Source organism: Halorubrum ezzemoulense, assembly GCF_004126515.1.
In the GTDB taxonomy this organism is placed as follows: domain Archaea; phylum Halobacteriota; class Halobacteria; order Halobacteriales; family Haloferacaceae; genus Halorubrum; species Halorubrum ezzemoulense.
In genome coordinates, this window is sequence record NZ_CP034940.1 from 348,574 (window position 1) to 368,868 (window position 20,295).

The 20,295-nt window shown below is 67.6% G+C and carries 17 protein-coding genes and 4 pseudogenes; 13 read left to right on the forward strand and 8 right to left on the reverse strand.

What is annotated here, in order from left to right; genetic code table 11:
* The first annotated feature begins 36 nt into the window (after positions 1-36).
* Entirely contained in the window at positions 37-891 is an 855-nt protein-coding gene (locus EO776_RS01615; protein ID WP_089308870.1) for an SDR family NAD(P)-dependent oxidoreductase, read from the forward strand.
* Positions 892-1,532: 641 nt separating this feature from the next.
* Here EO776_RS01615 and bga read toward each other — a convergent pair.
* A complete protein-coding gene (gene bga, locus EO776_RS01620) occupies positions 1,533-3,644 on the reverse strand; it encodes a beta-galactosidase Bga (RefSeq protein ID WP_049931894.1) in 2,112 nt (703 codons plus the stop codon).
* A gap of 121 nt (positions 3,645-3,765) precedes the next feature.
* Between bga and EO776_RS01625 the strand changes: the two genes are divergently transcribed.
* Together EO776_RS01625 and kdgK1 are read left to right on the forward strand one after the other, a co-directional pair.
* Positions 3,766-5,787 (forward strand): glycoside hydrolase family 36 protein, encoded by a 2,022-nt coding sequence (locus tag EO776_RS01625; protein WP_089308872.1) that lies wholly within the window; start codon positions 3,766-3,768, stop codon positions 5,785-5,787.
* An 89-nt stretch (positions 5,788-5,876) separates the two neighbouring features.
* Entirely contained in the window at positions 5,877-6,833 is a 957-nt protein-coding gene (gene kdgK1 / locus EO776_RS01630; RefSeq protein ID WP_099289233.1) for a bifunctional 2-dehydro-3-deoxygluconokinase/2-dehydro-3-deoxygalactonokinase, read from the forward strand.
* 75 nt (positions 6,834-6,908) lie between these two features.
* Here kdgK1 and EO776_RS01635 read toward each other — a convergent pair whose 3' ends face one another.
* Complete coding sequence (locus EO776_RS01635) at positions 6,909-7,358, reverse strand: acyl-CoA thioesterase (RefSeq protein WP_094494352.1); 450 nt, start codon at positions 7,356-7,358, stop codon at positions 6,909-6,911.
* A gap of 180 nt (positions 7,359-7,538) precedes the next feature.
* Between EO776_RS01635 and EO776_RS01640 the strand changes: the two genes are divergently transcribed.
* From EO776_RS01640 to EO776_RS01650, 3 genes and pseudogenes are all read left to right on the forward strand, one after another.
* Entirely contained in the window at positions 7,539-9,146 is a 1,608-nt protein-coding gene (locus EO776_RS01640; RefSeq protein ID WP_129452294.1) for a methyl-accepting chemotaxis protein, read from the forward strand.
* Positions 9,139-9,879 carry a bacteriorhodopsin gene (locus tag EO776_RS01645; RefSeq protein ID WP_129452295.1) on the forward strand — a complete coding sequence of 247 codons (741 nt, stop codon included), beginning with the start codon at positions 9,139-9,141 and terminating at the stop codon, positions 9,877-9,879. The genes EO776_RS01640 and EO776_RS01645 overlap by 8 nt, the downstream gene beginning before the upstream one ends.
* Positions 9,880-10,024: 145 nt before the next feature.
* Positions 10,025-11,283 (forward strand): annotated as a pseudogene (locus EO776_RS01650) (RNA-guided endonuclease InsQ/TnpB family protein).
* 59 nt (positions 11,284-11,342) lie between these two features.
* On the opposite strand, the gene EO776_RS01655 reads toward EO776_RS01650, so the two are convergent.
* From EO776_RS01655 to EO776_RS01665, 3 genes are read right to left on the reverse strand one after another with little or no spacing between them, the layout of a single operon-like run.
* Positions 11,343-12,170 carry an undecaprenyl-diphosphate phosphatase gene (locus EO776_RS01655; protein WP_094520789.1) on the reverse strand — a complete coding sequence of 276 codons (828 nt, stop codon included), beginning with the start codon at positions 12,168-12,170 and terminating at the stop codon, positions 11,343-11,345.
* A gap of 45 nt (positions 12,171-12,215) precedes the next feature.
* Entirely contained in the window at positions 12,216-12,878 is a 663-nt protein-coding gene (locus EO776_RS01660) for a hypothetical protein (protein WP_094520790.1), read from the reverse strand.
* A gap of 60 nt (positions 12,879-12,938) precedes the next feature.
* Positions 12,939-14,039: a DUF4330 family protein gene (locus EO776_RS01665; RefSeq protein WP_094520791.1), complete on the reverse strand. Its 1,101-nt coding sequence runs from the start codon at positions 14,037-14,039 to the stop codon at positions 12,939-12,941.
* A 128-nt stretch (positions 14,040-14,167) separates the two neighbouring features.
* Here EO776_RS01665 and EO776_RS01670 point away from each other — a divergent pair, with 128 nt between their 5' ends.
* Together EO776_RS01670 and EO776_RS01675 are read left to right on the forward strand one after the other, a co-directional pair.
* Positions 14,168-14,614: a VanZ family protein gene (locus EO776_RS01670; protein ID WP_049931902.1), complete on the forward strand. Its 447-nt coding sequence runs from the start codon at positions 14,168-14,170 to the stop codon at positions 14,612-14,614.
* On the forward strand, positions 14,611-15,084 hold the full coding sequence (locus EO776_RS01675; protein WP_199237899.1) for a hypothetical protein: 474 nt from the start codon (positions 14,611-14,613) through the stop codon (positions 15,082-15,084). Before EO776_RS01670 ends, EO776_RS01675 begins: the two co-directional genes overlap by 4 nt.
* 3 nt (positions 15,085-15,087) lie before the next feature.
* On the opposite strand, the pseudogene EO776_RS19215 reads toward EO776_RS01675, so the two are convergent.
* Both EO776_RS19215 and EO776_RS19575 read right to left on the reverse strand, forming a co-directional pair.
* Positions 15,088-15,582: pseudogene (locus EO776_RS19215) on the reverse strand (UDP binding domain-containing protein); the annotation flags it as partial.
* 3 nt (positions 15,583-15,585) lie between these two features.
* Positions 15,586-17,799: pseudogene (locus tag EO776_RS19575) on the reverse strand (nucleotide sugar dehydrogenase); the annotation flags it as partial.
* On the opposite strand from EO776_RS19575, the gene EO776_RS19230 reads away from it, so the two are divergent.
* From EO776_RS19230 to EO776_RS01695, 3 genes are all read left to right on the forward strand, one after another.
* Positions 17,786-18,121 (forward strand): DUF7342 family protein, encoded by a 336-nt coding sequence (locus EO776_RS19230; protein WP_246041461.1) that lies wholly within the window; start codon positions 17,786-17,788, stop codon positions 18,119-18,121. The pseudogene EO776_RS19575 and the gene EO776_RS19230 sit on opposite strands and share 14 nt — an antisense overlap.
* A 123-nt stretch (positions 18,122-18,244) precedes the next feature.
* Positions 18,245-18,550, forward strand: coding sequence for a toxin-antitoxin system TumE family protein (locus tag EO776_RS01690; RefSeq protein ID WP_049931908.1), 306 nt, complete (start codon positions 18,245-18,247; stop codon positions 18,548-18,550).
* Between the two features lie 23 nt (positions 18,551-18,573).
* Positions 18,574-18,978 (forward strand): HVO_A0114 family putative DNA-binding protein, encoded by a 405-nt coding sequence (locus tag EO776_RS01695; RefSeq protein WP_049931933.1) that lies wholly within the window; start codon positions 18,574-18,576, stop codon positions 18,976-18,978.
* A 48-nt stretch (positions 18,979-19,026) separates the two neighbouring features.
* Here the strand turns inward: EO776_RS01695 and EO776_RS01700 are convergent.
* Positions 19,027-19,236: pseudogene (locus EO776_RS01700) on the reverse strand (UTP--glucose-1-phosphate uridylyltransferase); the annotation flags it as partial.
* A 90-nt stretch (positions 19,237-19,326) separates the two neighbouring features.
* Here EO776_RS01700 and EO776_RS01705 point away from each other — a divergent pair.
* A complete protein-coding gene (locus EO776_RS01705) occupies positions 19,327-19,845 on the forward strand; it encodes a DUF7342 family protein (RefSeq protein WP_049931910.1) in 519 nt (172 codons plus the stop codon).
* On the forward strand, positions 19,842-20,282 hold the full coding sequence (locus EO776_RS01710) for a hypothetical protein (RefSeq protein ID WP_049931912.1): 441 nt from the start codon (positions 19,842-19,844) through the stop codon (positions 20,280-20,282). Before EO776_RS01705 ends, EO776_RS01710 begins: the two co-directional genes overlap by 4 nt.
* Positions 20,283-20,295: the final 13 nt, after the last annotated feature.

Consider the following 20,295-nt stretch of genomic DNA (forward strand, 5'->3'; position numbering starts at 1 on the left):
GATGCTGACACAAACGCGGCGACGCGGGAGAGAGCGATGACCCGCCGACACGAATCACCGACCGACCACGCGGTGCCCCGACGCTTCGCCGGGAAGACCGCTATCGTCACGGGGTCGACGCGCGGCATCGGTGCCGGAGTCGCGGAGCGGCTGGCCGCCGAGGGCGCGAACGTCGTCGTCAGCGGCCGCACCGTCGAGGCCGGTGAGGCCGTCGTCGACCGGATCGCGGACCTGTCCCCGGATGAGTCGGCCGACTGCGCGCCCGCCGGCGACGTGACGTTCGTCCGCGCCGACATGCGCGACCCGGACGACGTGGCGGCGCTCGCCGAGGCGGCCGTCGAAGAGTACGGCTCGCTCGACGTGCTCGTGAACAACGCCGGCGTCCAGACCGAGACCGCGGCTGACGAGGCGACGCTCGACGACTGGGCGTTCGTCGTCGAGACGGACTTCCGGGCGTACTGGCTCGCGGCGCGGGAGGCGCTCGACCACATGGACCGGGGGGCGATCGTGAACGTCTCGTCAAACCACGCGTACGCGACGATGCCCGCGCACTTCCCATACAACGCGGTGAAGGCGGGGATCAACGGCATGACGCGGTCGCTCGCCGTCGACTTCGGCCCCCGGGTCCGGGTGAACACGGTCGTGCCGGGTTGGGTCGAGATCGAGCGGACGCGCGACGAGCTCCCCGAGGGGCGGTTCGAGGAGGTCGAGTCGATCCACCCGACCGGCCGGATCGGCACGCCGGCCGACGTCGCCGGGGCCGTTTCCTTCCTCGCGAGCGAGGACGCCGCTTTCGTCACGGGCGCCGCCCTCCTCGTCGACGGCGGCCGCGGCGCGGTGATGCAGGACGACACCCTCCCGGACTACCGGGCGCGAGAGCGCTCGGAGTAGCCGGTCGAGGAAGATTCCGAATTGGTGGCTGTTGAATTGCTCCGACGATCACACACTGTGAATCGTCGTGATCAATACGGGGACGGCAACGGGTGAGGGCGGGAGTGCGTATCGCAGGTCGCGAGTGCGGTCGTTTATAACTGATCGAGTGGTGTTGCTGGTAGCTGTTTATATGCGCTCGACGACGCGGTGAACACCTCTAAAGCCCCAGTCGCGAGGACTCGATGCGCTCGCTGCGGTCCTCAGTCGGTCGTTGCCACTCCCTCCCTGCGGTGCTTGCGTCGCCTGTGGCGGTTTCGCGGCTGCCCCTTCGATTCCCGCCCCGGAACAGCACCGCAGCCTCAAACCTCCCCATCCTCGTCGCTGGCGGCCGTCGCTTCGCTCCGCCCGCCACCGACTCCCTCGCCCGGCGCCGCTCGCGGGCCTCCGGCCCGCTCCCGGGCCCGCGCCGACCGCTTCGTCCATTTATAAACGATCGACGCCGTGGCGCACGCCTATTTAAATATCTTATTCGCACCACCGATCTACAACACTCACTCCCGCTATCGATCAGGTAGCACTTTTCAACGACCGGCTGTTTCAGGCGAAAAGGTTTAAGAATGGGATTCAGCGGAGCCGTATGTTTCGACTGACGTGTCCGACTACGGCTGAGCGACCCGCAGACCGTCCACGCGGTCGCCCTCGATGACGACGACTCCGTATGACCCCACAACGGCGGTGTCAGCGCGCGAGTCCTCGCCGCCGTCACCCGCCGCGTCGACGGCGTCCCGGTCGGCGTCGTCGACCGCGAGCGAGTCGGGGTCGATCCCGGGCAGTCGGAGCCGGTCGCCCGTGAAGTTGGTCACCCACGTGTGGCCGCCGCGGTAGCCGACGCGGACGCCGTCCGGAAGCCGATCGGCGTAACGAATACCCGCGCGGTCGAGCAGGGCCGACGCGAGCGCGTCCGCCAGGTCCGGGTCGGGCCAGACCCCGCAGTAGGTGACGCGTCCGTCGCCGACCGCGTTGGCGACGACCGCCGGTCGACCGTCCGCCGGCCCGTCGACCTCGTACGTGTACCGGACCTCAGCGGCGTCCGGGTCGAGCCACTCGGCCCAAGTCCGGAACGAGGCGGACGGCGCCGCGCCGTCGTCGGCATCGCTCCCGTCGTCCGTGGGACCGTCCGCCCGCCGGACCGCCGTTTCGAGGCGCCGCGGCAGCGACTCGTGCTGGTCGACGGCCGCGCCGACGAGGTCGGTCAGCGGGCCGGGCTGCGACGTCGGTCGGAGCTTGTTCTCCGCGTCCTTCACGCCGGTTCGGGGTCCGAAGAGGACCTCCCCGCCACCGGCGACGTAGTCGGTCAGCCGGTCGGCGAGGTCCTCGGTGACGAGGTGGAGCGCGGGCGCGACGACGGCGGCGTATCCGGAGAGGTCGGCGCTCGGCGGGACCACGTCCACCTGGACGCCGCGACCGCGGACGGCGCCGTAGAACGCCTCTTGGAGCGCCCAGTAGTCGAACTCCGGGGCGTGGGGCTGCGCGTCGAGTGCCCACAGGGAGTCGTAGTCGAAGACGACCGCCACCGGCGCGTCCACGTGGTCGGCGCTGTCGAGCGCCGCGAACTCTTCGCTAGCGCGCGCGGCGTCAGCGTACCCGCGGTCGGGCGAGCCGTCCGCCTTCCGGAGGCCGGCGTGGTACTGCTCTTGCCCCTCGAGACAGCGCCGCCACCTGAAGTAGAGCACCGCGTCGGCCCCGTGAGCGGCGGCGTGGTGGGCCCACAGCCGCATCGCGCCCTCGCCCGGCTGGGGGCAGTGCGGCGGCCAGTTGACGTCGCCCGGCTGCTGTTCCATCACCCAGAACGGCCTGTCGAGCGCGCTCCGGTAGAGGTCGTGGTCCATCCCCACCTGGTCGGGGTCGCCGGCCCGCAGCTGGTCCGGCGACGCCTCCCCGTCGTAGCGGTCCTGAACGAATCCCGTCGGGTAGGAGTCCCAGGCGACGCGGTCGAGGTCCGCGCTCACGTCGTAGGCGTTCAGCGTTGGGAACCGTCCCATGAAGTTGTGAGTAACGAACCAGTTTGGGTCGGCCTCGCGTATCAGGTCGGCCTGGAGGCGGTTGTACTCGACGACCGAGTCGCTGGCGAAGCGCGCGTACGCCAGCAGCCGTGAGGGGTGGTGCTCCGCGGGGGTCGGCCCCGGCGGGTCGACCTCCTCGAACGAGCCGTACTGCTGGCTCCAGAACGCGTTCCCCCACGCCTCGTTGAGCCGGTCGATGTCGCCGTAGCGGTCCGCGAGCCACGTCCGGAACGCCTCGGCGCAGTCGTCGCAGTAACAGCGGACGGTCCGATGACAGCCGAACTCGTTGTCCGTCTGCCAGCCGGCGACGTGCGGCGAGTCGGCGTACCGTTCGGTGACCCGCTCGACGATCCGTGCCGTCTCCTCGCGGTAGGCGGTGGAGTTGAAACAGTAGTGGCGGCGGCTGCCGTGTTGACGGACGGTGCCGTCGGGCTCTTCCTGCCGGATCGACGGCCGCTCGTCGACTAGCCACTTCGGCGGCGTCGCCGTCGGCGTACATAACACCGCCTCCATCCCGTGGTCGCCAACGAGCTCGATCGCCTCGTCGAGCCACCCGAAGTCGAACTCCCCGCGCTCGGGCTCAAGAACTCCCCACGAGAACTCCGCCATCCGCACGTATTCGAGGCCGGCGTCGGCCATCGCGGCGATGTCGCGTTCCCACTCTTCGCTCGGCCAGTGTTCCGGGAAGTAACAGACTCCGGTTCGCATGGCTCACCGTGTCGACCGTGTCACCTAAGCGTTCGGATAGGCGGAGTCGACGGCGGTCGGCCTCCGCCCGACGGGGCGCTCGCGTGGCAGGGTATTTGTGGGGGCACGGAGAGGGTGTGATATGAACGAGGGCAGGGCGCACACCACCGCAGTCACGTACGACCCGACCGACCGCGAGGTCACGGTCGCGGACGACGCCGGCGACCTCCTCGTCGGGAGCCTCCACGCGGCGGCGACCGACGGGGAAGACGGGCGGGTGCGGGTCGCAGCGGTGTCGCTGTCGACGGAGGGCGGCGGCGTGACCGCGACCGTGACCGTCGAGAACGCCGGCGAGGAACCGGTCCGAGTCGGCGACGTGACGTGCGCGTTCGACACCGCGTTCGGCGCTGACGCGCGTGTGTACCGGCACGGGTACCAGTCGTGGACGCCGACGGGGACGCTCTCCGTCGGAGAGCGGTTCCCGATCGAGGACCCCGACAACGCCCCGATGATGAACGACCTCGCGGCGTCGACAGACGACCGGGTCAGCAGCTACCTGACCGGGCTCGTCGAGGGGGATCGCGGCGTCACGGCGGGGTTCCTCGAACACGACCGGTTCTGCACGCGGTTCGAGGTGGCCGACGACGCCGACGGGGTCGCGACGCTGCGCGCGGTGTGTCCGCTGGAGGGGACGCGCTTGGCGCCCGGCGAGCGGACCGAGCTACCGCCGTTGTGGGTTGACGCCGACCGCGACCTGCGGGAGGGACTGGCCGCGCTGGCCGACCGCGTCGGCGAGCGGATGGACGCCCGCGTACCCGAGCGCGCGCCGACCGGGTGGTGTTCGTGGTACCACTACTTCACCGATGTCACCGAGGCGGACGTGCGGGAGAACCTCGCGGAACTCAGAGGGTGGGAGATCCCGGTCGACGTGGTCCAAGTCGACGACGGCTACATGGAGGCGTTCGGTGACTGGCGGTCGATCGCCGACGGGTTCGAGGATATGAGCACCGTTGCGGGTGACATCGCGACCGCGGGGTACCGCCCGGGATTGTGGCTCGCGCCGTTCTACGTGGAGGCCGGCGCTGACCTGTATGCCGACCACCCGGACTGGTTCGTCACGGAGCCGACGGACGGCGCTGGCGACGGTCCGGGAACGCCGGTCGACGGCGGCTTCCGCGCCGGGTCCGAGCTGTACGGGCTCGACACGACGCACCCAGAGGTCCTCGACTGGCTCCGCGAGACCGTCTCGACGGTTGTCGACGAGTGGGGATTCACCTACCTGAAGCTCGACTTCCTCTTCGCGGCGGCACTCCCCGGCGAGCGGCACGACCCCGAGGCCACCCGGATCGAGGCGTATCGGCGGGGCGTGGAAGCGATCGCCGAGGCGGCCGGCGACGACGCGTTCCTCCTCGGCTGCGGCGCGCCGATGGCCCCGAGCGTCGGGCTCTTCGACGCCATGCGGGTCGGCCCGGACACTGACCCGACATGGGAGACGCCGGGGGAGTCGGGGAGTCAGCCGGGGCTGAAAAACGCCGTCCGCAACACACTCACCCGAAACTTTCTCCACCGGCGGTGGTGGCTCAACGACCCCGACTGCCAGCTCGTCCGAGACACGAGCGACCTCACCGCGGCCGAGCGTGAGTCGTTCGCGGCGCTCGTCGCCGCGACCGGCGGCGTGAACGTGTTCTCTGACCGGCTCGCGGAGATCGGTGCGGCCGGCCGCCGGCTTCTCGAACGGACGATCCCGCCCGCGACCGGCGGCGAGGTCGGGCGACTCGACGAGGAGCGGTTCCCGTCGCGAGTCGTCTGCGACCGGCCGGGCGACGGGGCCACGACCGTCGCCCTGTTTAATTGGGCGGACGAGCTGTCGACCGTCAGGTTCGACGCGCGCGAGCACGGGTGGAGGGGGGGACCAGAATCGGACCGGGTCGTCTGGGACGGGCTCTCCGGCTCGGTTGTTGCCGGTCCGGTCGTCGAGCGCGAGCTGCCGCCGCACGGCGCGGCCGTGTTCGCCGTCGTCTCGGCCGAGGACGGCGACCTGCTCGGCGACGCCGCGACGCTCACGGGGGGGTCGGACCGCGCGTCGGGGGCGACCGTTCGAGACGGGGCCCTCACGGCGGCGGTCGACGGGGAGCGCGTGACGTTCGCGCTCGACCGCGAGTGACGACCGCCGCCGATCACCCGTTCTTATAATTGGTCGAGCGTAGCACCGGGTATGAACACGTTCGAGACCTGCTGTGTGGGGTGGCGCCGATGACTGACCTCGTGACCTTCGGCGAGACGATGCTCCGGCTGTCGCCGCCGCGCGGCGACCGGCTCGAGACGACGCGCGAGCTGGCCGTCCAGGCCGGCGGCGCGGAGAGCAACGTCGCGGTCGGCGCGGCGCGGCTCGGCGCCGACGCCGCGTGGCTGTCGAAGCTCCCGGACTCGCCGCTCGGCCGGCGGGTGACGAGCGAGCTCCGAAGTCACGGGGTCAGCCCGGAAGTCGCGTGGGCGGACCCGGACGAGAGTCGGGTCGGGACGTACTACCTCGAACACGGCGGCGCCCCGCGCGGGACGAACGTGATCTACGACCGCGCCGACGCCGCGATCACGACCGTCGAGCCCGACGAGCTCCCCGCGGCGCCGCTCGACGGCGCGGAGTGGTTCCACACGACGGGGATCACGCCGGCGCTGTCGCCGGCCGCCGCGGAGACGACGACCGCGCTGCTGCGCCGCGCGGGCGAGGCGGGCGCCACCCGCTCGTTCGACCTGAACTACCGGTCGAAGCTGTGGGGGCCCGACGAGGCGCGCGACGCGTACGAGACGCTGTTCGAGCACGTCGACACCCTGTTCGTCCCGCACCGGGACGCGCGGGCGGTGCTGGACCGCGACGGCGACGCCGTCGAGGTCGCCCACGGCCTCGCGACCGACCACGCCCTCGACACCGTGGTGGTCACCCGCGGCGACGAGGGGGCGACGGCGCTCACGGGCGGCGACGTGTACGAGCAGGCGGTGTTCGAGGCGGAGACGTTCGACGCGATCGGCACCGGCGACGCGTTCGTCGCCGGGTTCGTCGCCGAGCGACTGCGGGGCGGCGACGTCTCCGCGGCCCTGGAGTGGGGGTCGGCGACGGCGGCCGTGAAGCGGACGACCGACGGCGACCTCGCGGTCACGACCCGCGCGGAGGTCGCGTCCGTCATCGACGGCGCCGACCGGATCAGCCGCTGACGCGTCGAGCGTCGCGCGCGCGGCGGTCGGCCCGCACGTTCGGTGGTCCTCGTTTGGATCGGTCGTCTCGGCCGCTCAGCGGTCCTCGTCTGGCTCCGCAGCGAGCGCCTCGTCGCGGAGTTCGCGGCAGCGCTCGCCCGCGACCTCCAGGTCCGGGACGGGCGTCGGCTCCCCGTCGGCGTCGACGGCGACGAACACGAAGTACGACTCCGTGGTGAGCTCGCGCTCCCCGGTCCGCGGCGACTCGCGGTACGCGCGGATCCGCGTCCGGAGGCTCGTCCGCCCGACCGCGTACACGTACGACTCGATGACGCAGGTGTCCCCCTGCGGCACCGGCCGCTTGAAGTCGAGATCGTTGATCTTGGCCGTGACGCAGGTCTCGCCCGCGGCGCGCATCGCCGACATCGCGCCGATCTCGTCCATCCACTTGACGACGTTCCCCCCGTGGGCCGACGCGTAGTTGTTCGTGTGGGTGGGCTGGACGCGCTGGCGGTTCTCGATGTAGGTCTCGCTGACGCTGGGCATGGATACGGGTGGCACGGCCGAGGGAAAAGCCCGCGCCCCAGCGCGTCGCCGGCTCGCAGTCGCTCGATTTCCGATCGCCGACCGCTCTGCCCGCGGCTCGCACGCTCGCCGCTCTGATTATCGATCCCGGTAATTTCGCCTGTACTCCTAAGTAAGGTGGTTATTACTCTCCGATCATACATGCTGAACGTAATCACCGGGCGGTACGGTCGACGCGTCGGGGCGGCGGTGCTCTCGACCCTCGTCGTCACGCTCGGGTTCGTCGGCCTCTTCGCGGGCCACGTCGCGACGGTCGGGACGCCGGAGGCCGCGACCGCGTCGCTCATGGGGATCGGCGTCGTCCTCACCCTGAACCTGGGCCTGCTGGGGATCGTCATGGTCGGCAACGTCGCCGTCGAGCTCCGGCGGCTGACGCAGACGGCCGAGGCCGTTGGCCGCGGCGAGTTCGACGCGAGCGCCAGCTCCGATCGCGGCGACGAGATCGGGCGGCTCTTCGACGCCTTCGACGAGACCCGGCGGTCGCTGCGGGACGCGGTCGCCGAGTCCGAACGCGCGAAGTCGGAGGCGGAGACGGCCCGTGAGGAGGCCGAGGAGCTCTCCGACACGCTGCTCGAACGCGCCGACGAGATCGGCGGCGCGATGGAGCGGGCGGCCGACGGCGACCTCTCCCGACAGCTCTCCGAGGAGAGCGAGGTCGACGCGATCGAGCGCATCACGGCCGCGTACAACGAGATGACCGGCGGGCTCTCGACGACGATCGAGGACATCCAGACGTTCGCGGGCGACGTGGAGGCGACGAGCGAGGAGATGGCCGCCGAGGCCGACGACGTGGCCGCGATGAACGAGGAGGTGGCCGACGAGATGCGAACGCTCGCCGACGAGTTGGACGAGCAGACCGACCGGCTGCGCGAGACGGCCGCCGACACCGACGACTTCTCGGCGACCGTCGAGGAGATCGCCTCCACCACCGACGAGGTGGCCGGCGACGCGAGCGCCGCGGCCGAGCTCGGCGAGGAGGGCGAGCAGCGCGCGACTGAGGCGGTCGAGGCGATCGTCGAGATCGGCGACCTGCTGGCAGAGCTCGACGACCTCGTCGCCGGGCTCGACGACCGGATGGACGGCGTCGCGGAGACGACCGACGTGATCGCCGACATCGCTGAGCAGACCAACATCCTCGCGCTGAACGCCTCCATCGAGGCGTCGCGAGCGGGTGGTGACGGCGACGGCTTCGCGGTCGTCGCCGACGAGGTGAAGAGGCTCGCCGAGGAGACGCGCGAGTCGACGACGGCAATCGAGTCGACGATCGGCGAGGTGACCGACGACGTGTCGGCGGTCGCCGGAGAGATGGACCGGACGATGACGGAACTGGACGACACGACCGCCGCGGTCCGGGCGGCGGGCGAGGCGATCGAGGAACTCACCGGCACCGTCGAGGACGTCGACGTCGCGATGGGGGATATCGCCCGCGCGACCGACGAGGGCGCCGAGGGGATCGAGTCGGTCGCGGCCCGCGTCGAGGAGGTCCACAACTCGGCGACCGACGCGGCCGACCGCGCGCGGACGCTGGCCGAGACCGCCGACGACACCGCCGAGACGGTTGGCGACCTCGCGGAGACGGCGACGGCGCTCGCCGAGCGGACCGCGTCGCTCACCGAGCGGCTCGCCCAGTTCGAGACGCGCGGAGACGCGGCCGACGTCGCGGCCGCGACGACCGCGACGGGGACGGACGCTGGGACGGAGCCCCCGGCGGGCGCCGCCGGCGACGCGGAGGTGAGCGCCGATGATTGAGCCGTCGACGGTGCGGTTCGCCTCGGCGGGGGTCTACGCGGTCTCCGCCGTCGTCCTGCTCGCGCTGGCGCGGCGTAAACCCCCCGAGCTGCGGCGGTACTGCTACCCGTTCGTCGCGGTCGTGGCGCTCGCGGGCGTCGGGATCGGGACGTGGGGCGCCGGGATCGGGGCGTTCTCGGTCGGGAGCGGCACGCTGGAGGCGGGGCAGCTGCTCTCCGACTACGTCGCGTACCCCTTCCTGTTCGGGTTCGCGGCGTTCGTCTCGGGGGCGGGCCGGCGGTACGTCTGGGGGATCGTCGCGCTCACCGTCGCGATGCGGCTCGGCTACGACTTCGCGGAGGTGTTCGAAGGCGCGCTCGCGACGGCGGGCACCCTCGGGATCCTCGTCGGCTACCTTGTCCTGATCGGGCTGTTCTTCGGCCCGATCGCGGGCGCGGCCGCCCGACAGCCGCCCGCCCGGGAGCTGTTTTACAAGAAGACGCGGAACCTCGCGCTGTTCGCGTTCGGCGTCCTGATCGCGTGGGCGATGTTACAGATCGCCGGGCTGTTCGATCAGTTCTCCGCGGCGGTGACCTTGGAGTACCTCGACCTCCTGCTCCGGGTCGGGTTCGCGGGCTTCGTGTTCGCGAACGTGGAGACGCTGGCGGCCGAGGCCGACTCCGAGATCGGCGAGGAGGACGGTGATGCGGGTCGGGGCACGACCGCAACGGTGTCGGTGTCGAGCGCGGACTGAGTCGGCGTAATCGGACTTTTTACCAGAATTGAGGCGAGAATGCCCCTTCCTCAAGGAGCGACTATCGGGAGCGAGTAGGGAGGGGATGAATCGCCGCACGCAGTACAAACCATTAAATAAACATATCCCAAACTGAGGGACAGCGATGGAATACAGTCACCGCTACCACGCCTATCCGACACAAAGGTGGCGGAGACTGTCGAACAGCACATCGACGTTCATCGCCAAGCGTACAACTTCACGCGGTACGAGTACACGAATCACAACGACGCCGACAACGTTGGGTCGGCGTACAAGCATCACGACCGTCTCACCGACTGGAAAGACGAGTTTTCCGTGTTCACAGAGGTTCACTCGAAAGCACTCCAGCGAACCGTCACGCGGTTCTATCAGAACCTCTCGAATCTCTCTGAGAAGAAACGGAATGGTCAGAAGGTCGGGATGCTCAAGTGGAAATCGCCAGCGGAGTTTCAGAGTATGACGTATTCGCAGTCCGGTTTCGAACTCAAAAACACGAGTGGCCGCAACGCGACACTCTGGCTCTCCAAAATCGGTGACATCCCGATCCGCTACCACCGCGAACTCCCAGATACAGCGGAGATCAAAGAAGTCACGATTAAAAAAGAGACAACCGGTGAGTGGTTCGTCTCTTTCGGTCTCGAAACCGATGAGGCCGATCTCCCCGAGAAACCCAGCGTAGATGCACTCAACACGAACAACAGCGTTGGAATCGATCTCGGTATCCGTAACTACATCCACACCTCGGACGGGAAAACTGTAGATTGGCTCGATCTCGGAGACGAGTACGAACAACTCCGTCGCAAGCAACGCAAACTCTCTCGCAAAGAGGAAGGGTCAAACAACTACGAGAAACAACGACTGAAGGTTGCGAAAATCAAGCGTCACATCCGGCGGAAGGTGCTGGACTACCAGCACAAACTCACGACGTGGCTCGTCCGCGAGTACGACGCGGTGTTCGTCGAGAACTTGGATGTGAAGGGGATGCTGGAACAGTCGTACAACGCCCAGAACAAGCAGGATGCGGCGTGGCGACAGTTCATCACTCTGCTCGAATATAAAGCCGAGCTGTACGGGACGCACGTGGTTCAAGTCGAAGCGCGGGGCACGACGAAAGAGTGTGCGTCGTGTGGCGTGGAGACAGCGAAACCTATCTGGGTTAGAGAGCATTCGTGTCCCTCGTGTGGGTTTGAATGTGACCGTGACGCGAATGCGGCGATGAACGTCTTGCAGAGAGGCTTTGCTGAATTAGGGCTGGGATGGCCCGAAGATACGCCTGTGGAGACTGCGCTCCCTGCGGACACCCATTCGGTGTCTGCAAAGCGCGTCGTAGAAGCAGGAAGCCCTACCCTCAAGGAGCGAGCGGCGTCAGCCGTGAGCGAGTAGGGTAGGGTAGTTCACGCAGCCGGGAAACCCGTAGACGGGTTGCCGTCGCGTGATTCAGTTCACACGAGCAGCGCGATCCCGCCCCCGCCGACGATCGCGAGCGCGCCGAGGGCGAAACACACCGTCGCGAAGGGGACGCGCTCGACGACGCGCATGAGCGCGTCGATCGTCAGGTAGCCGACGACGCCGCTCACGCCGAGCGCGACCGCCGCGGGCACCGGCGCGATCCCCGGCAGGCCGCCCGCGCTCGTGACGGTGAGCGCGGCCGCGCCGACGCTTGCGGGAATCGACAGCAGAAAGGAGAGCCGAAACGCGGTCGGGGGGTCGTAGCTGCGGAACAGCAGCGCGCTCGCGGTCACGCCCGACCGAGATATCCCGGGGAGGATGGCGAACCCCTGCGCGCCCCCGACGAGGATCGAATCGACCAGCGAGGGCGTCTCGCGGCCGCCCATGCTCACCGTGTCCGAGGCCCGCTGGAGCAGGCCGGTGACCACGAGGAGGACGCCGATCGCGGCGACGAAGACGCCGCCCGTGAGTTCGCTGACGAGGTCGACGGCGAGGACGTATAACGGAATCCCGACGAGCCCGGTGAAAAGTGACGCCACGACGACGTACGTCGCGATCGCGTGGTCCGCGTCGTACGCCGTCGCGGGGCGCCACCCGGGGATCGCCCTGAGGATGGTCGCGATCTCCGCGCGGTAGTACGTCGCGGCCGACAGCGTCGTCCCCAGCTGGAGGAATAAGGCGAGCTGGACGGCCACCGCGGGGTCGGTGCCGACGAGCGTGAGCACGAGCGAGAGGTTCCCCTGACTCGAGACGGGGAGCCACTCGACGACCCCCTGAACGATCCCGGCGAGTATCGCAACGAGCAGCTCCGTGGTGGTCACTACCCAAATCGGGCGCGGGCAGTCACTTAAGCGACCCCGTTTGGCCTAGCGGCCGGAGCGGGTCCGCCCGTCGACCGACGAGTCCGGCTCGGACGGTTCCGTCCCGTCGGGGTCGCCCGCGTTCGCGTCCTCGTCCGTCGAGCGGTGCTCCCGTCCGGTCTCAGTCGCGTTCGCGTCGGCGGTCGCTCCCTCCGGCGGCTCCGGGGGTTCGAGCGCGGCGACGAGGAGCTCGACCGGACGCGTCTCGCGCAGCGCCGCCCAGCTCCGGCGCTCGCGGGTGGCGAGCACGCCGGCGGCGACGAGGCCGCCCGCAACGACGAGGCGAGTCGTCCCGAGCGTTCCGGCCGCGACGCTCGCCAGTCCGAGGGCGAGGCCCGCCGCGAGGAGCGCCAGCCCGACGGCGACCGCCGGCGCCGCCAACGTCTGCCGCACGCCGGCCCGGACCGCGGCCGCCAGGCGAGAGTCGTCGAGCGCGGGGAGGAGCCGGTCGAGGACCGCATCGAGGAGGCGAATGAACGGGCCGACCGTCCACGTCTCCCGGAGATCGATCACGATCACATCCGGGTCCGGCTCCGCGGTGAGCCAGCGGTACAGGTACGAGTCGCGCACGGCGTCGGCGGTGCGCCGCGATAGGCGACCGAGACGCGACTCGCGGGCCGCCCGCCGTACGCCTCCGGCCAGCGTACCCGCCTCCGTCTCGTCACTCATCTGAATCGATCTTCGGGTGGGCGCTCATGTGTGTTGCGACTGTGGCGGACTTGGACGTGGTTACCGCCCCACGGTGACGACCGTCGCCTCCACAGTAACCGTGCCGAGATCGAGCGCCACGGTCGACCCCTGCCGGATCTGGTCGCCCTTGAACGCGAGGCCGCTCGGCATCTCTCGGAGCTGGAGGTCCGCGGTGATCGTCACCTCGCGGTTCACCGGGTGGTCCACGACGTTGACGCTGCCGTTCTCGCCGGTGGTGATGATGAGCGACGGCTCCGTCTCCACGCCGGTGACGCGAGCGACGGTGGTGTCGCCGGTCCGCTCGACCATCCCCGGTTCGATGGCGTCCGCGAAGTCCTCGCGAACCTCCTCCATCCGGAGCGTCACGGTCCGGGTCGTTGTCGCGTCCATGTCGATATCGTGGCTGACCTGTTCGATTCGCGCGTCGAGTGTGTACTCATTTGTGGGAAGTGTTACGCTCTGTCCTCGCCTGACTGGACTGCCGCCGAACCGGAGCCGGTCCTGCTGGCGGTGCCCGGCGAGCGTCGCTTCAACGAACAGCTGTCGTTGGGTCGATCGGTTGGTCGTGTAGGTGGTGACGTTGTTGATGCGGGCCACGGTGCGGTCGCTGAGGCGAATCTCGTCACCCGGGGTCACCGCCTGCGCGGTGCCCGCATCGACTTGACTCGAGAGCAACACGCGCTGTTGTTCGGTAGCCAATGCGTCGCTGTCGCCGACGTCACGAATCTGGCCGTTGACCTGATAGCGGTCGGTCGTGATATCGAGCGTCCGTCCGAGTCGTGGTGGGGCCCCTGCGTACGTGAGACTTCCTTGCTCGTTGCGTTCGCCTTCAAGCGCTACGCGGAGGACGACGCGAGTCTGACCGTCCTGTGGCGTGAGATGAACGTCTGTTATCCGGAGTGTTGATGTGCTATCGGAGTCGTAGGCATCACCCTCCTCGATAGCGTCGACAACGTACGGCGAGACGGTGCCAACGTCGAGCGTCGCGTACGTGGTGTCCGTCTCCGGTGGCGGCGCTGCGTCGTCGGTGAGCACGAACGCGGCGCCTGCGACGACGACGGCGGCGATCAGCAGCACGACGAGCGCGTCGATGACGTTAACGCGGCCGAACAGCCGTCCCTCGTCGTCGATCAACTCCATGGAGGTCCCTCCGAGCGCGGCATTACCAACGACGACCGGCGCGCGCGTAAAAAGCGTATTCGTTCGGCGTGCGCTCAACTGCGCGGATCCGTACCCTTTTGCCGGCGCCCACAGAGGAGCGTGGTACGATGAGTCGGCTCCGACTCCCGCTCGTGCCGCGGTGGCTCCGCCTCGCCGGCGTCGTCGCGGTCGCGTCGACGATCCTCTACTACTCGGTGTTCACGCCGCCAGGAAGCGGCGTGATACGGACCGGTCCCCTCGGCGTGTTCCCGTACGGCACGTGGCTCCACGGGCTGGCGTACGCCGGACTCGCGGTGACGCTCGCGTACGCGTTTCAGGACTCGCCGTGGCGCGACCGAACCGTGTTGGGCGTCGTGTTCCTGCTCGCCGTCGGCTACGGCGGGAGTATCGAGCTGCTCCAGTCGACGCTCGACGCGCGCACGGCCGACTTCGGCGACCTGCTCACCAACGCGGTCGGGGCCGCCGTCGCGGCCGTGTGCTGGCGCGTACTGACGCGCAGGGTTCGGTTCTATCGGATGCGGCGGGTTGGCGAGATCGAGGCGCCGGTCCAGTGAGCATGGTCCAGTTCAACCGAACGCGAGTCTCCCTCCGCGTCGCGCTCGGCTGTTGCTGCCTACTCGCGTGTCTTGGCGGCGCGTACCTCGGGCTACCCGCCTACGAGACGTCGATCGATGCGCAGGCACCCACCGAGGAGGCGATGGCGGCGTCGCTCGACGCGTACTCGCCGAGCGAGATCGAGCCGATCGAGTTCGCGGCCCTGTCTCCGGAAGAACAGGCCGCAGTCAGGGGGGCGGTCAACTCGGCAGACCGCATCTACTCGGACCGCGGGCCGTCGGATGAGGGTACTCGGTTCGCGTACCGCAACGACGTGACGAACCACTACTTCGTCGGGTACGAGGGGTCGATCTACCTCGTCCGCGTCGTCATCGATATCGGCTATCCCCTCTTGGCCGGGTCGCTCGCCGCTGGCGGCGTCGGGGCGCTCCTCGTCGCGAGCGGCCTATGGCGTCGTCGGTCCGAGTGATCGCTACCAGGTGAGTCCCTCGTAGGTGAGTCCGTCGCGCCGTTCGATGATCCGCCGGCCGTCGACGACGATCGGGGCGTCCATCGCGTCGAACTCCGCGTCGAGCGCGGCGAACTCGTCCCAGTCGGTACAGACGACGCACGCGCTCGCGCCGTCGAGCGCGGCCGCCGCCGAGTCGGCGTACTCCACGTCCGGGAAGTGCGCGCGCATGTTCTCCGTCGCCACCGGATCGTACGCGACCACGGTCGCACCGCGCGCTTGTAGCCCCTTGATGACGGGGATCGCTCGGGAGTTCCGGACGTCGTCGGTGCCCGACTTAAACGAGAGCCCGAGGACGGCGACGCGCTCGCCGCGCACGTCGACGTGGTCGTCGAGCAGCGCGAGCAGCCGATCCGGCTGCCCGTCGTTCACGCGCACGGCCGCCTCGAGCAACTCGGGGTCGTAGCCGGTATCCTTCGCGGCCGCAATTATAGCATTCGTGTCCTTCGGGAAGCAGTTGTGAACGACTAGTCCGTCGGTCGTCACGAACGTATGGTCCTCGGCGACTTCCAGCGAGTAAACGTCCGTCGTCGTCTCCTCGACGGTGACATCGCGAACCGGAACTGAGGTAAATCCGCCGTCCGCCGTGTGCCCCGTCGGTGCGATGTCCCGATCATACGCGTCGAGCCGATCGTCGATCCGGTCTTGCTCTTCGGGCAGGAACAGCTCCTTCAGCGCCGCGATCTGGCGTTTCGAACTCACACGCAGGAAGTGGGCCGGCCGCGTCGACTTCGCCGACTGCGAGGTCTTGTAGCTCGGGACGATGCCGAGACTGTGGAGTAGCAGCGTCATCCCGTCGATCAACTCCTCGCTAACGGAGCCATAGTCGTAGACAACGGCGTTCGAGTGATTGGTGTACTCGATATGCCCGTCACCGCGGAACAGTCCTGAAAGCAACGCCACGCGTTCGTCGGCCGTCGCTTGGAACGCGTCGTCGGGGATCGCCGCGGAGTAGGAGCCGGTACCACAGCCGAGCCACTCGAGGAACGCGGCGAAAACCCGGCTGGAGACGCTGATCGCCGTCGTAGTCTCCTGTTGCCTTGTTTGATACCGAATCCCCAGATCCTCGTAGTACGACTCAACATCGCTGACGTACTCCGGTTCATCGCTTGGATGGAAACTCAACTGAATCCGTCTTCTGGTGGTCGACCCGTGTCCAGAGGTGTCGTTGTTGATGTGGCCCTCACTGAGATAGTACCCGATGAACCGCCAGAACCGCTCGTCCGCGCGGAGTATAGCTGGCACGTACGTCTGCCCACCGCCCCGTGTCGTGTAGAGGGACAGGTCTTCCCTGTCGACCGGCAACTCCTCCTCGTAGGTGAGAAACACGTCGAGCGGCAGGTAGTTATCTCGGACGAGATCGGAGACCTTGTGATAATCGAACTGACCGTTATACGCGCGAAGCACCTCGTACACCTTGTCTTTGTTCGCCTCCAACGGCGTCGACGGTTTCAGATACACCCGATCGTTCTCGAAGTCGGGCGACTCGGCAACGATCTCGATGAGGTCAAACTCCGAAACGGGATCGCTCGGGAGATCGGCCAACACCGGTACGGAATCTCCCGCTTCGAGCTCCGCAGCCGGCCTGACCGCGGTATCGTTCCCCTTTAGCGTAATCATCGGATGGTCGTGCGTGACGGTCACCCGTTTGTTCATTTTCGTCCGGATCGTGTGTAGCGGACCGTCGTATCGGCGGCGCGTCGCCACCTTGACGGGCTTGAACGCGAACTCGCCCTGTTCCGACCGACTGAGTACCGAAACGTCGTCGACGGTCCCGTCGGAAACGTACTCGTCGAAGAACTCGCCGAGCGTGAGATGTCTCGTACCCGTCTCGTCCTTCGCTAGAATGCGCTGATCGCCCGTCAGACAACTTCCCCCCCACCCTAAGCCGGAGCGGAGGAAGCGCTCGCCGATCCGGTCGTCGAGGCCGACCGCGTCAGCCACCTCGTAGGCGTCGACGCCGAACTGCTTGCAGACGTTCCCGATGTCGTTGATGAGGCTGACCTTGCTCGCGAGGAACGCGTTGTTGGCGTACTTGATCATCTCGGCCTCGGCGATCCCCGTCTCGACGACCGCGGCGTCGGTGGCGTCGAGGAGCGGTTCGAACACACCGCGGAGGGCGTCGAGTGCGACCGCGTCGTCGGGCCGCGTGCCGAACACGACCTTGTCGGGCGACTGGAAGTCCGCGACGGCCGTCCCCTCGCGGAGGAACTCTGGGTTCATCGCCACATGGAGGTCGTCGCCGAACTCCTTCCCCGAGGCTTCGGCGAGGATCGGGGCGAGCGTCTCCCCGGTGGTCGTCGGGACGACGGTGCTTTTCGTCACGACGACGTGGTCGCCGTCCTTCGTCCGGAGGGCGTCGCCGAGCGCCTCGGCGCCCGCCTCGATGATCGACGTGTCGATGCTCCCGTCGTCGTTCGCGGGGGTCGGCAGCGCGAGGAACGTGAGGTCGGTGTCGCGGACGGCGGCGTAGTCGGTCGTCGCCGTGAGCGTGCCGCCGCCGTGTTCCGCGAGGAGGTCGTCGAGACCCGGTTCGTGGATCGGCGCGCGGCCGTCGTTGATCGCCGCGACGATCTCCTCGTCGATGTCGACGTTCACCACCTCGTGGCCCATGTCGGCGAAGCAGGCCGCGACGGTCGTCCCCACGTAGCCGCTGCCGACGATGCTCACGCGCATTAGATGGGGGTTCGGGGACGGGCGTTTTAGGGTTTGGCACCGCGTCGGGCTCGTCGACATCCTCGATGCTGGTGTCGGATTCTGCGATCTCGTCGCCGGCGAGGCTCCACTTGGCTTTGTCGCGGTCCTCGGGGTAGTCGACATCGAAACAGCCAACCAACTCCGTGCGAGCCTCAGCCGGACAGAAGACCTCACAGATGAACGCGACCGTCGACAAGCGGCCCGTGAGTGGGACCACCTCGAGACGCGCCGGCGCCTCGTCGAAGACGTACTCCGCCTCCACGACCGCTTCCCCGGCGAACGACGCTCCGCGTCCGCATGAGTATCGGAGCGGAAACCCAGCCCTCTCTTGAACCTCTCTCGGATATGTTCGGCTTCTATCTCCAAACCTATGTTCTTTCGTCCACACCTTTATTTCTATGGAGATGACAACATAGGGTGACGGATGGCGTCCTACACCACCATCGAAGATTGGAAGGATGTCGAAGATGGCTACGTCGTTGATGTGACCATCCGGCAGACGGAGGCGGCAAAATACCCGAGTGGATGGGACTACGGCCTACACCTCGGAGAGGTTGGCGGCGACACCATCCTTCGCTACGATAACGCCCACGAACGGACGAAGGGTCACGAACGCCACACAAGAGATGATGACGAAACCATTCCGTTTCCGGGAATGCTGGCCCTGTATGACCGCTTCAAGCGGGACGTCGAAGAGCTGACCCCCGTTTCGTGGGACTGGCCGGAGTAGGACGCTTCCAAGAGAGACACACCATGCCCACGCTCAAAATCACCGTCGGCAAACGCGATCGCCTCGACCAGCGTACGCGCAGCCGTATCAAGGCCGCCCAAGAGGATGAAGACCTCGACGACGCTCAGCCAGTACTCAACTTCGGCTCGTACGCTGAACTCAACCGCCTCCTTAGTCCGAAGAACTTGGAGCTACTGGAGGCAATCTTCGAACACGAACCCGAAAGCATTCGTGAAACTGCGGGCCTGGTGGATCGAGACTACAAGCAAGTACACCACAATCTCTCCGAACTCGAAGATATCGGCGTCATCGAGTTCGAAGGCGGCGGCACAGGACAAGCGAAGAAGCCGCTGCTGGCTTACGACGGTCTCGAGATAGATATCCCCTTCGCGAGTTCGAACGGGAACGTCGGCACAGCAGCACCGTGAACGAGAGACTTTCGTAGCGCTTTCACGATACCGCTCGTCCTCGGCGCCCTACGCGTCGGACTCGACGACCGCGTCGGCGTCAGCGTCGTCACCGTCCGCGTCGGCGTCGTCGCCCCGGAGCCGGCGCTCGGCCTCGTCGCGGTCCTCGGGGTAGCCGACGTCGACGCGCCAGCCGTTGAGGCCGACGGCGTCGATGATGTGACCCGACTGGATGAGCAGATTCACGGCGTCGCCGACCTCGTACTCGTCGCGGTTCGAGGACAGACGCGGTGGACCGAGAGCCGCCGTGTATCACATTTAATTTGAACTACCTCAAATTATTTCTACGTAGGGACTATATCAGCGGTCATGAGCGACGAACCGGACCGGAGCTGGACTAACGGTCTGTCGGCGGCCGATCGCGTCGAAGCGGTCGCCCTCACGGTCGGGAAACCCCGAACAGCCAATTGGATAGCCGAAGAAGCCGAGGTCGCCCACGAGACGGCGACGAAGTACCTCACACGACTGGTCGACGACGGTACACTGCGATCGGACACGCGCGGTCAGCAGACGACGTACGAGCCGGATCCGGTGGGTCAGTATCTCGCCGAGATGCGCGAACTCTACGAGGAACACTCGCCCGACGAACTCGCTGCGAGCCTCGAAGACATAAACGAGCAGATCCGCACGTGGAAGACGAAATACGACGTCGAAACGGCCAATCAGCTCCGTGCGAGCCTCGGCCGGACAGACGACGTCACAGACGAACGCAATCGTCGACAAGCGGCCCGCGAGTGGGATCACCTCGAGACGCGCCGGCGTCTCGTCGAAGACGCACTCCGCCTCTACGACCGCTTCCCCGGTGAACGCCGCTCCGCGTCCGCATGAACCGCGGTGCGGAAAATCCGGCCCTCTACCGGACGCTCAAGGACGTCTTGGAGCGACAAGCGGAGGTCACCTCCGTCCGCTTCGAACCGGACGCGATCCAGAAGCGGTACCTCGCCGCTGCGATCGACTCACAGCGGGTCGTCCCGCCGACCGGCTCCGAGTCACCGCAGCTCGAGGTCCACTGGAAGCTCACGCCGCCCCATGACGAGTTCAGGATCGACTACGCCGATCCGAACGCGGAGTTCCACTGCGGCTGGCATCAAGACGACGACCACGACGACCTCGGCGCAGCGCATTTCCAGTACCAGACAGCTTCGATGGAAACTCCGGCGTATGAAGCGGTCGTGTTCGAAGCGGCGTCTCCTCCGAAACTCCTCTGGGAGTGCTGTGAGGACCTCTTCAACAACGTCATTCCCGACTACACGGGAGAACTGTAGTACGGGAACTGTC